At 41.0% G+C, this 14,528-nt stretch carries 13 protein-coding genes and 3 tRNA genes; 10 read left to right on the forward strand and 6 right to left on the reverse strand.

From position 1 onward, the window contains the following. Positions 1-370 precede the first annotated feature (370 nt). The 4 genes from AAEY57_RS02600 to uvrD are packed head-to-tail and all read right to left on the reverse strand — an operon-like array spanning position 371 to position 6,611. Positions 371-1,228: a chemotaxis protein gene (locus tag AAEY57_RS02600; RefSeq protein ID WP_350606164.1), complete on the reverse strand. Its 858-nt coding sequence runs from the start codon at positions 1,226-1,228 to the stop codon at positions 371-373. 56 nt (positions 1,229-1,284) lie between these two features. Continuing rightward, positions 1,285-2,409, reverse strand: coding sequence for an ABC transporter substrate-binding protein (locus AAEY57_RS02605; RefSeq protein ID WP_350606167.1), 1,125 nt, complete (start codon positions 2,407-2,409; stop codon positions 1,285-1,287). After that, positions 2,378-4,468 (reverse strand): GNAT family N-acetyltransferase, encoded by a 2,091-nt coding sequence (locus tag AAEY57_RS02610; RefSeq protein WP_350606170.1) that lies wholly within the window; start codon positions 4,466-4,468, stop codon positions 2,378-2,380. The genes AAEY57_RS02605 and AAEY57_RS02610 overlap by 32 nt, the downstream gene beginning before the upstream one ends. After that, positions 4,446-6,611, reverse strand: coding sequence for a DNA helicase II (gene uvrD / locus AAEY57_RS02615; RefSeq protein ID WP_008108265.1), 2,166 nt, complete (start codon positions 6,609-6,611; stop codon positions 4,446-4,448). Before uvrD ends, AAEY57_RS02610 begins: the two co-directional genes overlap by 23 nt. A 315-nt stretch (positions 6,612-6,926) precedes the next feature. Between uvrD and AAEY57_RS02620 the strand changes: the two genes are divergently transcribed. The 3 genes from AAEY57_RS02620 (at position 6,927) to AAEY57_RS02630 (ending at position 8,313) form a co-directional block, all read left to right on the forward strand. Continuing rightward, positions 6,927-7,151 (forward strand): hypothetical protein, encoded by a 225-nt coding sequence (locus AAEY57_RS02620; protein WP_036955616.1) that lies wholly within the window; start codon positions 6,927-6,929, stop codon positions 7,149-7,151. 114 nt (positions 7,152-7,265) lie between these two features. Further along, the gene (locus AAEY57_RS02625) at positions 7,266-7,634 is read left to right on the forward strand and encodes a YacL family protein (protein WP_013463756.1); all 369 of its coding nucleotides are present in this window, start codon (positions 7,266-7,268) and stop codon (positions 7,632-7,634) included. A 52-nt stretch (positions 7,635-7,686) separates the two neighbouring features. Beyond that, entirely contained in the window at positions 7,687-8,313 is a 627-nt protein-coding gene (locus AAEY57_RS02630; protein ID WP_064663519.1) for a dUTP diphosphatase, read from the forward strand. A 1-nt stretch (position 8,314) separates the two neighbouring features. Here AAEY57_RS02630 and yrfG read toward each other — a convergent pair whose 3' ends face one another. Continuing rightward, positions 8,315-8,962: a GMP/IMP nucleotidase gene (gene yrfG, locus AAEY57_RS02635; RefSeq protein ID WP_090495025.1), complete on the reverse strand. Its 648-nt coding sequence runs from the start codon at positions 8,960-8,962 to the stop codon at positions 8,315-8,317. A gap of 286 nt (positions 8,963-9,248) precedes the next feature. On the opposite strand from yrfG, the gene nudE reads away from it, so the two are divergent. The 7 genes from nudE (at position 9,249) to AAEY57_RS02670 (ending at position 13,742) form a co-directional block, all read left to right on the forward strand. Continuing rightward, entirely contained in the window at positions 9,249-9,821 is a 573-nt protein-coding gene (nudE, locus tag AAEY57_RS02640; RefSeq protein ID WP_350606176.1) for an ADP compounds hydrolase NudE, read from the forward strand. Next, on the forward strand, positions 9,814-10,611 hold the full coding sequence (cysQ, locus tag AAEY57_RS02645) for a 3'(2'),5'-bisphosphate nucleotidase CysQ (protein ID WP_350606178.1): 798 nt from the start codon (positions 9,814-9,816) through the stop codon (positions 10,609-10,611). The genes nudE and cysQ overlap by 8 nt, the downstream gene beginning before the upstream one ends. Before the next feature lie 141 nt (positions 10,612-10,752). Further along, positions 10,753-10,829: transfer RNA gene (locus tag AAEY57_RS02650), tRNA-Met, on the forward strand. An 82-nt stretch (positions 10,830-10,911) separates the two neighbouring features. Further along, positions 10,912-10,988, forward strand: a tRNA-Met gene (locus AAEY57_RS02655). Between the two features lie 174 nt (positions 10,989-11,162). Beyond that, positions 11,163-11,239 (forward strand) — tRNA-Met (locus AAEY57_RS02660). A gap of 342 nt (positions 11,240-11,581) precedes the next feature. Next, positions 11,582-12,196 carry a trimeric intracellular cation channel family protein gene (locus tag AAEY57_RS02665; protein ID WP_024601286.1) on the forward strand — a complete coding sequence of 205 codons (615 nt, stop codon included), beginning with the start codon at positions 11,582-11,584 and terminating at the stop codon, positions 12,194-12,196. A 34-nt stretch (positions 12,197-12,230) separates the two neighbouring features. Next, on the forward strand, positions 12,231-13,742 hold the full coding sequence (locus tag AAEY57_RS02670; protein WP_013463762.1) for a YifB family Mg chelatase-like AAA ATPase: 1,512 nt from the start codon (positions 12,231-12,233) through the stop codon (positions 13,740-13,742). Here AAEY57_RS02670 and AAEY57_RS02675 read toward each other — a convergent pair. After that, the gene (locus AAEY57_RS02675; RefSeq protein ID WP_013463763.1) at positions 13,739-14,443 is read right to left on the reverse strand and encodes a response regulator transcription factor; all 705 of its coding nucleotides are present in this window, start codon (positions 14,441-14,443) and stop codon (positions 13,739-13,741) included. The two genes, AAEY57_RS02670 and AAEY57_RS02675, sit on opposite strands and share 4 nt — an antisense overlap. Positions 14,444-14,528 lie beyond the last annotated feature (85 nt).

Raw genomic sequence — 14,528 nt, forward strand, 5'->3', positions numbered from 1 at the left:
TGACCTCCAATAAAAAGTTGAAGGTATTTTCAAATACAAAAAATGGTGTTGCTAGGTGTGGTTGGCCGGACGCTTACGAAATAGTCGGGCTTTTTTACGTCTGTAGGAAAGTGAAAATGCAGGTTCGAGGTGAAAGGTATTAGGTTAAAGGAAGAGAGTCGATCAGAGCTGACACCACGATATTCTACTGCGTTGTTGCTACGAAGTAGCGCACCATGGCTCCAAATTTAGAAAGCCCGACTCACTGAGTCGGGCTTTTTTAAACGTTCCAAAATTAGATGAAAGGCCTGAGGTTAAAGAAAAATATTCAGAGCCAAAAACACACTAACTGCACTGTTGTTCGTTAGTATTGTTTATACAAATAATTAGCTTAGAACAGTCCATAGGCTTCAGTCTCTTGCTCTTGTGCGTTGCTAGAGGTTTGAAGCTCTTTGGGTTTAAATATAGCGCTTGGATCAATAAGTACGCTGTGTTTGTCGGCTAGCTTAATTAATCCATGCATCATATTTCTTGTTTGTGGATCAATATCAAAGCCTATTTCAGTCAACTTATCGAGAGGTTTTATATCTTCTTGTCTATATTCAATATTATCTTCTACTTTATCAACTAATAAGCCAACATGCGGGGTCATTCCATCTTTTGTTGTAAAAACAATAATCGGTTTATAGTCTAAGGTTATTTGCTCTTTGGCTGATTCAAATAAGCGCTCTAATTGGATCAGCTCATGGCGCTTTACAATTTCAAGCTGTATGAGGACTTGTTTACTATTTTTTTGTTTATGTACTTTAATAGCGTCTTCTACTTTTTGTAAAAGTGATTTAAACGGCTCATTAAAGCGTGACATCGTACTTTTTAATTCGTCGTTATCGGTTTTAAATTCCATATAAAATTGTTCAAAGTCAGCAAGCTCATATTGACTCGTATTTAACGAATTTTGCGAACTTAGTAACGCTTGTTCTAATTTATTAAACCACGTATTGAGTTGTTTTTGCCAAGATTTAAGTTGCTTTAACGCATCACGGTTACTGTGCTCGGTAGACACGCCATTTAAAATTATTCCTAAGTCAAATACTGGGGTTGGGATCCCCATATAATCTTTAACGCCTAGGAAGCTCTCGTTATCGTTAGGCAGCACCGTGAGGTTATTATGAAATTGTTCCGTTAATAAGATATCAAGAATCTTAAGTGAAATGGTTTTATAACCCACTTTAAAATTAATTAAGTCCATGGCTTCCTCACATACTAAGTTTGTATACTAAGGATAGAACAATATTTGCAAGGTATTTATTTATTCACATAATAAGAGCGATAAACATTACGTTTATTGTTGTTTTCAGTATTTATGAATAACTTTTGGATAAGTGTATCGGTTACTAATAAAGAATTAAGCTCATTCATCAGGCAGGATTGCTGAAGGGGGAATTGACAGTTTTTCGCTGCTTTGCTAAATGCCATAGCGTTAATATAACCCTCAAAATGAAGACGACTCGGTTTTTTAATGTTGCTCGCTTGCATATCGGCTAAAAACTCAGTACAAAAATTATCGTTACAATTTAGTGGGTTTGGAACAATCTCCGTTACCATAATATGTGAGGGTGAGTTTACTTCATCAAATAAGTCAAAGCTGGGTACAAACGAAACGCTAGTATATTCAGGATTAAACCCTTGCTTTTGGGCGCTATTAATAAACTCAGAGAGTGGTTCATAAGTGCCGACTAAACAGATTGCCGTAACTCCGCTTAATTTTAAGGTATTAAGTGCCGACTCCACATCTTGGCTATTGCGTTTGTAGCGAGCAACTATTACCGGTGTAAGGTTATATTTAGCGAGTGCTTCTCTTAGTCCTGATTCTACATATAAGCCAAATTCGTCAGCCTGTATAAACAGCCCTATTTTAGTATGTTTATGCTCTTCAACGAGGTATTTGATTTGTTCTTGTGCTTCGTCGTTATAGCTTGCTCTTAAGTTAAATGCTTTAACTGACGGTTTTTCACGTAGAAAGCTCGCCCCGCTAAAAAGCATTAAGAACGGAATTTTTGATTGTTCTAGTAAAGGTATAATTGCATGGCTGGTTGGGGTACCCATGGCACCAAACAGGGCATCAACTTTATTTGTGTAAATAAACTCACGAGTATTATTAACGGTTTGTTTGGGTTCATAGTGATCGTCAGCAACTAAAAGTAGCACCTTAGCGCCATTAATGCCGCCAACGTTATTAACTTTGTCAAAATAAACGCTGCTACCTTTATGTAACTGTTGGCCAATATTTTTAGCCGGGCCAGTCAGTGCAGTAGACATGCCCAGCTTAATTACTTTGTTGTTGGTTTGCTCGGCATGCGCGAAAGTTTGCCCAAGCACTAATGCTATAAGGACAATGTTAAGGTTTGCTATTATGCGAAATGCGCTCATACCAATTATTTACAGCCTTTTTAAATAATGTATTAAATGACTTTGTGCCATTCAAACCTAACTGACTTTGGATATTTTTCGGTGTCCAATTTTGTAATACTAGCCTAATAAAAACATATTGGAAATTATCGTCATCGGTTGGCAAGCTATACGGCAATGCCCAAAAACGTCGCCAGAGCAATGGTTTTATATTAAAAAGCTGGTAGTCACTTGTTAACATAGACTTTAATCTTAATTGCTCAGTGATACTGCTAGTATGAGTATTAAAATGAGAGACAATTTTCGCGACCAGTTGATAATCAAGCTGACTATAGTGATCGAGTAGTTGCAAAGGGAAATCGGCTTCAAACTGTGCTACTAATTGCTCTACTAGTTGATCACTTTTAGTTAAGCTTTTAACAACTAATGCACTGTGCTCGCCCGTTGCCTTATCTTTTTGAAAACCGAGTTTAACTAAATCAAAGCCATTACTTTGCCAAAAACTGAGTAATTGCGCATTGCCACCAAAGCTGGCACCAAACCAATGACACTCGCTCTGCAATTGCTGTTCACAGTATTTAAGTAACTGTGTGCCTATTTTTTTGTTGTGATGCTGTGGATCAATGGCAATACGCACCACGCGGGCGCAGTGTTGTTTTAAAACATCAGCATTAAAACTCAATTGTGCTAACGTTTGTGCCATTAAGTGACCTTGAGGCCTGCGCTTTCCTTGTGCTATTTCATTGCTCATGGCGGCATTAAACCCACCTTCAATCGCAATTAAACAGACACCGAGAATATTATCACCTTGTTGGCAAACAAATACATGTTGTTTAGTGGCGTCTAGTAAGTGGCGTAAATCATTCACACTGGTTTGATAATGTGCCAGCGTTAGCAACCCAATCACTTGATAAAGTAGTGACTCGTTACTAGCAAGTTGATGTGCCTGTAACTGCTTAAATTGCAGAGGGGTAGAGTGTAAGGTGAGGCTGTGATGTTCAGCATCTAAGGCTAATAACGTGCGAATGTGCTGCTCTAATGGGTCCTGCTTTGCAAAGCGAATAGGCTGCTCAAGAGTCATACTGCGCATATTTTTAAAATGCGTTTTAATGTAGCGAGTAAACTTTAGAATATAGCCGCGACCATTGCCTTCATAGCCAACCATGGTGCTTGAAAATACCACGCGAGGATAAAGGTGGAGTAGTTTTATGAGCATTGGAACAGGGATTGCTGCCGCTTCATCAATTAATAGCAAGTCACACTCAGGCTGTTCGTTAAGTAGTTGATCAGGTGCCACATATTGCATATTTGCAATGCATTTATTGCCTGCTTGATACTCTAAATTGAGTGCGTTTGCTAAATGTTTAAAGCTGCTGTGTAATGCGCGAAATTGCACAGAGCTGATAAGGATTTTTTTATCGCTGAGCTCGCTTGCGGCAATCCCTAATGCCGCTGATTTCCCCCGTCCCCGATCAGCATTAATCAATAATGGTCTATTTGCCCGTCCGTGCGCGGTTTTTTTTATTAATTTAACACATTGTTGTTGCTCGGTAAAATCTATTGTACCTGCTGATGCATCAATGTCGGCAAGAGTAACCCAGCCATCTTGTTGATTAAAATGTAATAAGGAGGCGCTGCTCAGTAAGTGCTTTAAGCGTTGATTAAAAAAGCTGTATTGATGCGCTTGTCCAAATGATTGAAATAATGGCAGCGCAGGATCGCACCAATGTTCAAGTGATTCGAGCGCTGGAAGTAATACAATTAAAAAGCCACCCGCTTGAACTACGCCCGCTAAGGCTGCTAGTTTATCTGGCACCAGTCCACTGTAGCCATCATAAACAGCATGGGCGCACTCTTGCCCTAAAATTTGATGGGTATGCTCTGGCCAATGTGCATTAACTAAATTTGTGTTTTTAGAAAGAACAAAAGAGGGTTGCTGTAATTGAGCAAGCAGCTGAGTGCATTGCTCATAACACCAATTTTTATCGCCTGTAAGCAAGAGTAACTGACGATGTTTAGCATTCGTTAGCTGCTGTTGCAGATGCTCTATAACGCGGTTAAACGGCTTGTAGTCTTGCATAAGCTGTTACTAACCACTTACTACCTAAGTCGTCAAAGTTAACCTGTACTCGCGATTGTGCGCCACTGCCTTCGTAATTAAGCACCGTACCAATGCCAAATTTTGCATGTAGCACCCGTTGACCTAAATTAAATCCGCTTTCTTCAAAGGCGGCATGGCTAACCGATGCACTAAAGCGACCAGCTGCTGGCGGGCGAGAAACCTGGGTTTTAATGCGAATTTCTTCTACGCAGTCTTCGGGTATTTCACGTAAAAAACGCGATGGGCTGTGGTATTTTTCTTGACCATATAAACGGCGGCTTTCTGCGTGGCTTATATACAGCTTATCCATAGCACGGGTCATACCTACATAACAAAGGCGACGTTCTTCTTCTAAACGGCCCGTTTCTTCATTACTTTGTTGTGATGGGAACATGCCCTCTTCAACACCGACCATAAATACCAGCGGAAACTCTAATCCTTTAGCTGAGTGAAGCGTCATCATTTGTACCGCATCTTCATGTTCATCAGCTTGCCCTTCACCTGATTCAAGCGAGGTGTAGGCTAAAAAGCCTTGTAGTGGTGAACTAAACTCTTCCTCTTCAGGGAGTTCATATTGATCGCAGGCGCTAATTAATTCTTCTAAGTTTTCAACCCGAGCACGGCCTTTTTCACCTTTTTCAGCCTGATACATTGCCATTAACCCTGAGGTTTGAATGGCATATTTAGCTTGCTCATGCAGCGTTAAGTCACTAATTTTATCTTCAATATGTTCAATTAACTCAACAAACTTGGCAACCGCTCCAGAAGCGCGACCCGATAAATGCTGTTGCTCTACAATGGCTTTAGCAGCATACCAAAGCGGCAAAGATTCAGCGCGAGCGCAGTCACGTATATGGCTTAATGTTTTATCGCCAATGCCGCGGGCGGGCGTATTAATAACACGCTCAAATGCCGCATCATCTTGGCGGTTACCCACTAAGCGTAAATATGAAAGTGCATCTTTAATTTCTTGGCGTTCGAAGAATCGCATACCGCCATAAATTCGGTATTTTAAACCTTCTTGTAGCATTGCTTCTTCAAGTACCCGCGATTGCGCATTACTACGATATAAAATAGCCGCATCTTGAAGTGCATTACCCGCATTAAGCCAGCTACGTAATTTGCTACTCACAAAGCGCGCTTCATCTAGCTCATTAAAAGCAGCATAAATAGAGATAGGTTCACCGTCGTTACCGTCGGTCCATAAACTTTTTCCCATTCGCTCGGAGTTATTTTGAATTAACGCGTTTGAGGCTTTAAGAATAGTGGCAGTCGAGCGATAGTTTTGCTCAAGGCGAATCGTCTCTGCATCAAAATCGGTTAAAAAGCGTTTAATGTTTTCTATTTTTGCGCCGCGCCAACCATAAATACTTTGGTCATCATCGCCTACAATCATGATGCTGCTGGTATCGCCCGCAAGTAGTTTTAACCACGCATACTGAATGGTGTTGGTATCTTGAAACTCGTCTACAAGCATGTGCGCAAAGCGCTGCTGATAATGACGCAGCAAGGTTGGGTTATTTTTAAGAACCTCATAGCTACGTAGTAATATTTCTGCAAAATCAACAAGGCCCGCTCTATCACAAGCTTCTTGATAGGCGGCATAAACGCGCAGCATCATTTGCTCGTTAATATCGTATGCCTGAATATCTTTAGGGCGCAGAGCTTCATCTTTTTTAGCGCTTATGTACCAACCAAACTGCTTTGCCGGCCATTTTTTATCATCGATATTCATCGATTTTAATAAGCGCTTGATCATACGAAGCTGATCGTCAGAGTCTAAAATTTGAAAGGCTTCAGGTAAGTTTGCTTCACGGTGATGTGCACGCAAAATTCGGTGCGATAAACCATGGAAAGTACCAATCCACATGCCGCCTACAGGGGCTTTTAATGTTTCTTCAACCCGTGAGCGCATTTCTTTAGCGGCTTTATTAGTAAAGGTTACCGCAAAAATACTATAGGCAGAGGCTTGCTCTACTTGCATTAACCAGGCAATACGATGAACCAATACTCGAGTTTTACCTGAACCTGCTCCTGCTAATACCAGCATGTTTTGTAATGGCGCTGCAACGGCATCGCGTTGTTTATCATTTAAGCCATCGAGTAATTCTGAAACGTCCATCGTTACGCCTTTTTAATCAATAATGAGAGCAGTATAACAGGTGTTTTTGTTAGGCTAAATAAAATACTGTTTTTATAAACAGCTATTTATAAAATACGTATTTAAGTTGTTGAATAGTTAACAGTATAAACTGAGCAAGTAACTAAAATAGCTATTTAAAATTGCTAATTTGACTTATTTTTGGCAAAAAATACTAAACTGATAAATTCGTAATAATTTAACTGTATGATTTGTAAGCCTTAATAAATTGGCATAAAGTGTGTAAGTATAAATAATAAGTACAAATACAAAATTAATTAAACTACAGAGGTTAGTATGTCTCAACAAGGTTCTGGCGGAAATGTAATCGCCGCTCTATGTAATATTTTTTTCCCAGGTTTAGGGCAGTTGGTTCAGGGCCGTATTTTAGCGGCACTTGTTTTTGCAATTCTGGTTTTTGGCGGTTATGCGCTATGGTTTTTAGTTGTTCCAGCCATTGTTGGAGCCGTATTCCATTTATGGGCAATTATTGATGCTGCCCGCTATCGCTCAGGCGGTTAGCTATAGTGAGCATACTTTAATAGCGCCTTATGGCGCTATTTTTGTATCTGGCTTGCGTTATTCATAACTGACTAGGTTATAATCTGTTGTATTTAGCAGTACTGGAATAAAGTTATGGAATACCAATTTATTCGCGATCCTATTAGTGGGTTAAGAATTAAAATTAGCAGCGAGCACGCGATTATAGGCCGTTGGTTAAATGAAGAAATAGGCAAAGACAAAGTGGCTATGGTGCAGGCACTTATTAGCTCGGTGAGTTCAAGCTTTGAGCCGGTAACACTTAAAGGCCAAGAAATTGACCTAATTCTATCTAAAGATGAAGCATTATTCGAAGCGCATGCGCTGCATCAAGATAACGAAGATATATTAGCCTACCAAGATGACGAACTCATGCTTGAAGAGAATGATTTAAGCAGTGGTTGTGGTTTTGAAGACTTTGTTGACCTGATCAACTCGTGGCATGAGTTTTCGGCTGGTCGTTAAGTTATATTATCTGTATTATTACCCTAATTATAAATCCAACAGTGGAACCAATATGTCTGCGAATTTAAACAAACTAGTTGTTATGCTAGAAATGCAAAATGCCATGAATACCAAAGTACATGAGCAATGGTTTAGTCAAGGCTTTGAATGGTATAGAGCTATTTGGGTTGAATGTGCAGAAATGCTGGACCATTACGGTTGGAAATGGTGGAAAAAGCAAACCCCAGATACTGAGCAAGTGATTTTAGAGCTGGTTGATATTTTTCATTTTGGTTTATCGCTACGTATCGACGGTAAGACCAGCTACGAGCAAATCGCTACGCAGCTACAAACTCAAATGAGCGCCCCACAGCAAGGCGATGATTTTAAACAAACGCTTGAATTATTAGCGGCCAGTGCGGTTGCCAATAAAACTTTTAACGCGGCTGCTTTTGCCGGTTGTATGGCACAAATCGGTATGGATATTGATGATTTATATCGTGGCTATGTGGGTAAAAATACGCTGAACTTCTTCCGTCAGGATCATGGTTACAAAGAGGGTAGCTACATTAAAGTGTGGCATGGCAAAGAAGATAACGAACACTTAGTTGAAGTAGTTAAAAGCCTTGATACTGAGCATGCAGATTTTGCAAAACAGGTATATCAAGGCTTAGTAGCGCGTTACCCTCAGGGTGAATAAGCTAAATAAGCTTACGGTAATCGGTAACGCTTAAGTAATCGGTTATTTCGTTATGTGGTTGCTGGCTATTCGGGTTAGCAACCGCAAGTAAATGCTCAATGCCGTATTCTCGAGCCGCATTTAATACCGGTAAGCTGTCATCTACAAATAATGTGCGGCGTTTATCAAACCCTAAATCCCCTTGAACCTTATGCCACAAACTTTGTTGCTCTTTACTTACCCCATATTCATGCGTTGACACCACTCCGTCTAAATAATTATCAATAGCGGTATGTTCAAATTTAAGCATTACACATTCTGGATGAGCATTGGTAAGTAAAATGAGTTCTTTACCTGCACGTCGAAGTTCAGTTAAAAAATGCGGAACATCTTCACGTATTTTGATTAAGTGAGCAGACTGACGCTTTAATTCGAGAATAGGTAAGTTTAGCTGTGCTTCCCAATAGTCAGAGCAGTACCACTGAATTTTGCCACTCACAGCCTGATAGCGTTTTAAGATATCTGCGCGGGCTTCCTCAAAACTGATATTTTGAGCCAGAGCATGTTGTTGTGGAACAACATTGAGCCAAAAGTCAGTGTCGTAATGTAAATCAAGTAAAGTCCCGTCCATGTCGAGTAATACAGTATCGATTTTTGACCAATTGAGCATGATATATCCTTGTGGAAATTGAGGCGTTAAATGATTACGTTGCGATGAAATGCTTACAAGCGAAATATAATGGGCTCTGTTAATTGAACTTTAAAAACATATACCCAATGATGAAATATTAAGGGCGAATTCAATAACGCCAGATAAATATTTAACCTTAACTACGGGTAAGATATTTTATGATTAATTCTGCATTTAAATTGCTTTTAATTCAAACTGAAACTCGCATCTTATACTCATTTGGGTATATGATTAGTATAACTGCAATGATAGCAAATTGATGCCCATGACACAGAAAAAGCACCCAACACCACCACAAATTCTCAGTAATAATGTTGTCGCTAAAAGTCGCTTATTTACTGTGGAGTCTTTAGAACTAAAATTTTCAAATGGCGAAGAGCGTCAGTATGAACGAATTCGCGGCGGTGGCCGTGGAGCCGTTATGATTGTACCCATCACAGCTGAAAACGAATTACTACTCGTTCGAGAGTATTGCGCCGGCACCAATGACTATCAGTTAGGTTTCCCTAAAGGATTAATTGACCCCGGTGAAACACCTGAGCAAGCGGCAAACCGAGAGCTCAAAGAAGAAATTGGCTTTGGTGCAGAATACTTTGAAGCACTTAAAACGGTCACTATGGCGCCTAGTTATTTCAATGCCACTATGCATATTCTCTTTGCTAAAGATTTATACCCTGAAACCCTATTAGGTGATGAGCCAGAGCCATTAGTGCTTGTTAAATGGCCACTTGCGCAGTGGCAGTCGCTATTAGAACAACCTGACTTTACTGAAGCACGTAGTGTTGCCGCTCTGCTATTATTAGATAAGTACTTAGCCTCAGGAGCGACTAATGGATAAATTACTTGAACCATGCATAACACTTGCCCAAAGTGCAGGTGATGCAATTATGGCTATTTATAAAAAAGATGATATTGGTCAACAAGAAAAATCAGACAATACGCCAGTTACTAAAGCAGATTTAGCCGCAAACGATGTACTTGTTGCTGGCTTAAAAGCGCTAGCTCCCGATATTCCTATTATGTCCGAAGAAACGCCGATCCCAGCATTGGAGGACAGGCAGCACTGGCAACGCTATTGGCTGCTTGATCCGATGGATGGCACCGGTGAATTTATATTAGAAAGCGGCGACTTTGCCGTTAATATTGCGCTGATAGAAAATAATCATCCTGTATTGGGAGTGATTCATTGGCCAGCAAAGGGCGTGACCTATTTTGCTACCGCTAATAATGGGGCGTTTAAGCGTAAAGGCGAGCATGATAAACAAATATTTGTAGCGCCTCCCGAAAGTTTAACTTTGGCTGTAAGTCGCCGCCAAAAAATAGAAGCCGTGAGTCAGTATTTAAATGCGCAATTTGCAACGGTGGCTTTAGGCTCATGTTCGCTTAAAGCCTGTATTGTTGCTGAAGGGAAAGCTGACTGCTTTTTAAGAATTGGTCCCACTGGTGAATGGGATACTGGCGCATCACAAGTAATAGTTGAAGAGGCGGGGGGGTGTATTACCGATGCTGAGTTTAACCCTCTGACCTATAACCAAAGGGAAAGCACAGAAAACCCAGACTTTATTGTTATGGGGCATCCCGATTGGGAGTGGCAAAAAATGATAAATCCACATCAGCGATTACTGTAAATATCACTGTTTGATGGGTTTTTGTTCACTTAAACGTTTTTAATTAGTAAAACCTTGCATTATAGGTTTATTCCTATATTATAGCGCTCTCTTCGAAACAGGCTTGTGAATAACACAATACTGTTACTAAGAAATTACAGGCGCGGGATGGAGCAGTCTGGTAGCTCGTCGGGCTCATAACCCGAAGGTCGTTGGTTCAAATCCGGCTCCCGCAACCAATTTCCTTTAGAGGTTTTAGGTTACTGTAAACTCTAACTTAAGAGATTAAATTAAGTAGTCGATAGACTTAAAATATACAGGCGCGGGATGGAGCAGCCTGGTAGCTCGTCGGGCTCATAACCCGAAGGTCGTCGGTTCAAATCCGGCTCCCGCAACCAATTTCCTTTAGAGGTTTGAGGTTACTGTAGAGTGTTAGTTAAGGAAAAGCTTGTCGGTCTCAGCTCTTCATTAGCCAGCAAAGGTAGTCGCTTTAAATCCGGCTCCCGCAACCAATTTTTCATTGAAAGCCAAGTTGTAATGTAAGCAACTATAAATAAATCTGCAATTTCAGGCGCGGGATGGAGCAGTCTGGTAGCTCGTCGGGCTCATAACCCGAAGGTCGTTGGTTCAAATCCGGCTCCCGCAACCACTGAAATAACATGTTTTATTAAATCGACACGCCTAAAGCGTGTTTTTTTATGCCTAAAATTCAGTGAAGTAAATAGCTCGTCGGTCTCAGCTCTTCATTATAACGCAAAGGTCGTCGGTTCGCTCCTTACAAACTCTGGCTCCCGCAACCACTGAAATAAACAGTTATAGTAAAGCAACACGCCTAAAGCGTGTTTTTTTATGCCTAAAATTCATATTCCCTCACGCTATTTTTAACACGTATTTCTGCTGTTCTTTTCTAATTCTACTTTTTGAAAGTGTTATTGCTGAATATTTAGTATGCTATGCGTTAAACTCTTTAAAACTTTTTGTAATCAAAATTATGACTGAACTCTATCACTGGTTTGATTTAATTGGCGTAGCGGTATTTGCTATATCGGGCACCTTGGTTGCCTATGAAAAGAAAATGGATGGCTTTGGTGTGGTTGTGCTTGCAACCGTTACGGCTATTGGTGGCGGTACTGTTCGCGATGTGATACTCGATCAACCCGTATTTTGGTTACACGATCAAAGCTACTTCTATGCTATTTTAGCCGCAGTGCTTGTTACAACACGACTGATCAATAAACAAAAATCGATTCCTTATTATGTTTTACAAACAGCCGATGCATTTGGTTTAGCCTTTTTTGCGGTAATGGGAGCACAAAAAGCGCAATTGGCCGGTATGCCTGATATGACGGTTATTATTATGGCGGTGATCACCCCCTGTTTTGGTGGTTTGATTCGCGATGTGCTTGCCCGCGATATTCCTATGCTGCTCAAAGGTGAGCTCTATGCTATTACCTGTATTGCTGGTGGTATTGTGTATACGTTAGCTATAAACCTATCTTTAACGGTGGAAGTGGCGATGATCTTGAGTATGTTAATGACCTTATTGCTACGCTTTTCGGCCATTAAATGGAAGATTATATTACATGTTTTTAAATATCCTGACTAAACTGGTTTAATACAGCAGTTAACTAGGATAAGGAATGTCGTTAGCCCGTATATTTTCTCGCGCACAAGTAGGAATTAATGCCCCCGAGGTTATGGTTGAAGTGCATTTAGGGAATGGTTTACCTGCATTTCATATTGTCGGCTTACCCGAAGCATCGGTTAAAGAGGCCAAGGATAGAGTACGCAGCGCCCTTGAAAACTCTCAATTTGGATTTCCCGATCAACGTATCACCGTTAATTTAGCACCTGCCGATTTACCAAAAGACGGCGGGCGGTTTGACCTTGCGATTGCGGTAGGCATTTTGGTCGCATCGGGGCAAATAGTCTGCCCTGATATTCATAAGTATGAGTTTTATGGTGAGCTTGCACTTAATGGTGAAATACGTGCAGTGAATGCTATTTTACCCTCAGTGCTCGGAGCTAAAGAGCAAAACCGTTGCTGTTTTCTTCCTCTTGAAAACGATAGTTTGGCCAGCCTTGTCAGCGGTGTAAAACGAAAAGCGGTAAGCTCTATACAAGAGGTGTGGGGAGACTTACTCAACCAACAACCTTTACCATTGAATATTGCCTACCCTGACTGTACCCAAGCGCCAGATTTTTTACTCGATTTAAGTGATGTAAAAGGCCAACCCGGTGCTAAACGAGTACTAGAAATTGCTGCCGCAGGTGGACATAACCTACTATTTTTAGGGCCACCAGGAACCGGCAAATCAATGCTTGCGCAACGAATGTCTACAATAATGCCAACCATGTCAGATGATGAAGCCATTGATACTGCCGCTTTGTATTCCATTATTGGCCACTCAATCGATTTAACCAATTGGCGTCAGCGACCATTTCGAAATCCTCATCACACTTGCTCTGCAGTTGCGCTGGTAGGCGGTTCGTCTAACCCTAAACCCGGTGAAATATCGTTAGCGCACAATGGCGTATTATTTTTAGATGAGCTGCCTGAATTTGAGCGCAAAGTACTGGACTCGTTACGAGAACCAATGGAAACCGGAACCGTGACGATTTCGCGCGCGGCAAGACAAATGGAATTTCCGGCACAGTTTCAGCTTATTGCAGCACTTAATCCCAGCCCGACTGGGTGCCATCATGATAAACGGGCGACCCCTGATCAAGTGATGCGTTATTTGTCGCGGGTATCAGGACCGTTTATCGATAGAATTGATTTGCAAATTGAGCTCCCTAGACTAAGCAGCGTGGAGCTACAAAGTACGACTGCAGAAGAAACCAGTGCTGAAGTGAGAGCGCGAGTAGAAGCGGCTTATGCAATACAATTAAAACGCCAAGGTAAAGTGAATGCGCGGCTAAATAACAAAGAAATGAGCTTATACTGCGAGTTACCCGCTGCGGAGCTACAGTTTTTAGCTAGAGCCAGTGAAAAGCTGGCGTTATCGCCGCGCTCTTATCATAGAGTGATAAAAGTAGCGCGTACCATTAGTGATTTAAAAGGCGCGCCACAAATTAGTTTAAATGAGCTTAAAGAAGCGCTTAATTATCGGGCATTTGAGCGTTTATTATCGCAGTTAACCCAATACTAAATAGATAGCATATAGCCTTTACCACGCACGGTGACGATGCGTTTTTGATCTTTCTCATCGTTAAGCTTTTTACGTAAACGACCCACTAACACGTCTACGGTACGATCGTTGGGGCTCCAATCAGGCTGGCCAATTTCTTCTGATATTTTTTCACGTGAAGTGGCTTTACCGGCATTGCCGATTAAACAAATAAGCACTTTATGCTCTGCTTCGGTGAGCCGTGATTCAATCCCACTGGCTGTAATGAGTGTGCGGTTATCTGGATGGAGTTTAAAATCAGCGTATTCGATAAACTCTTCACTGTCATCGTCGTGTTGATTGTTTGCAATACGTTTGTATAAAGCGCGCATTCTCAACTCAAGCTCGAGTAAATCGACAGGCTTGCAAATATAGTCATCGGCACCTTGAGCAAGACCAGCAATACGATCAGCTTGTGAGTCACGGCTCGATAACAAAATAACACCAATATCGGTGAGCGTATTTAACTCTTTGGCAAGTTGTAAACCATTGCGCTTTGGCAGCACAATATCAATAATTGCCAAGGAAATAGCACTGCGCTGATTTACACGGCTTTTAACCATGCTTAAAGCATCGGCACCCGTTGCGTCAACGTCAATAGAGAACTCGGTATTTATAAAATGATTTTGGATGCGCTTTACTAGCAGCTCGTCATCTTCAACCAATAAAACATTAATTGCCATAGTCTGTTATTTTTTTAATAGTAGCCTTGCATGTTAGCATTATTCGTTACATGCATAACACAGAGTTTAATTTTTTCGGTAACTT

Origin of the sequence: Pseudoalteromonas sp. MER144-MNA-CIBAN-0113, from assembly GCF_040308965.1 — a bacterium.
GTDB classification, from domain to species: Bacteria; Pseudomonadota; Gammaproteobacteria; order Enterobacterales; family Alteromonadaceae; genus Pseudoalteromonas; species Pseudoalteromonas tetraodonis.

Bases quoted from the DNA above. Each gene is read 5' to 3' on its own strand.
- AAEY57_RS02675 (WP_013463763.1), bottom strand. From the start codon at position 14,443: ATGGCAATTAATGTTTTATTGGTTGAAGATGACGAGCTGCTAGTAAAG.
- nudE (WP_350606176.1), top strand. From the start codon at position 9,249: ATGACACAGAAAAAGCACCCAACACCACCACAAATTCTCAGTAATAAT.
- AAEY57_RS02625 (WP_013463756.1), top strand. From the start codon at position 7,266: ATGGAATACCAATTTATTCGCGATCCTATTAGTGGGTTAAGAATTAAA.
- yrfG (WP_090495025.1), bottom strand. From the start codon at position 8,962: ATGCTCAATTGGTCAAAAATCGATACTGTATTACTCGACATGGACGGG.
- AAEY57_RS02620 (WP_036955616.1), top strand. From the start codon at position 6,927: ATGTCTCAACAAGGTTCTGGCGGAAATGTAATCGCCGCTCTATGTAAT.
- cysQ (WP_350606178.1), top strand. From the start codon at position 9,814: ATGGATAAATTACTTGAACCATGCATAACACTTGCCCAAAGTGCAGGT.
- AAEY57_RS02610 (WP_350606170.1), bottom strand. From the start codon at position 4,468: ATGCAAGACTACAAGCCGTTTAACCGCGTTATAGAGCATCTGCAACAG.
- AAEY57_RS02600 (WP_350606164.1), bottom strand. From the start codon at position 1,228: ATGGACTTAATTAATTTTAAAGTGGGTTATAAAACCATTTCACTTAAG.
- AAEY57_RS02630 (WP_064663519.1), top strand. From the start codon at position 7,687: ATGTCTGCGAATTTAAACAAACTAGTTGTTATGCTAGAAATGCAAAAT.
- uvrD (WP_008108265.1), bottom strand. From the start codon at position 6,611: ATGGACGTTTCAGAATTACTCGATGGCTTAAATGATAAACAACGCGAT.
- AAEY57_RS02605 (WP_350606167.1), bottom strand. From the start codon at position 2,409: ATGAGCGCATTTCGCATAATAGCAAACCTTAACATTGTCCTTATAGCA.
- AAEY57_RS02670 (WP_013463762.1), top strand. From the start codon at position 12,231: ATGTCGTTAGCCCGTATATTTTCTCGCGCACAAGTAGGAATTAATGCC.
- AAEY57_RS02665 (WP_024601286.1), top strand. From the start codon at position 11,582: ATGACTGAACTCTATCACTGGTTTGATTTAATTGGCGTAGCGGTATTT.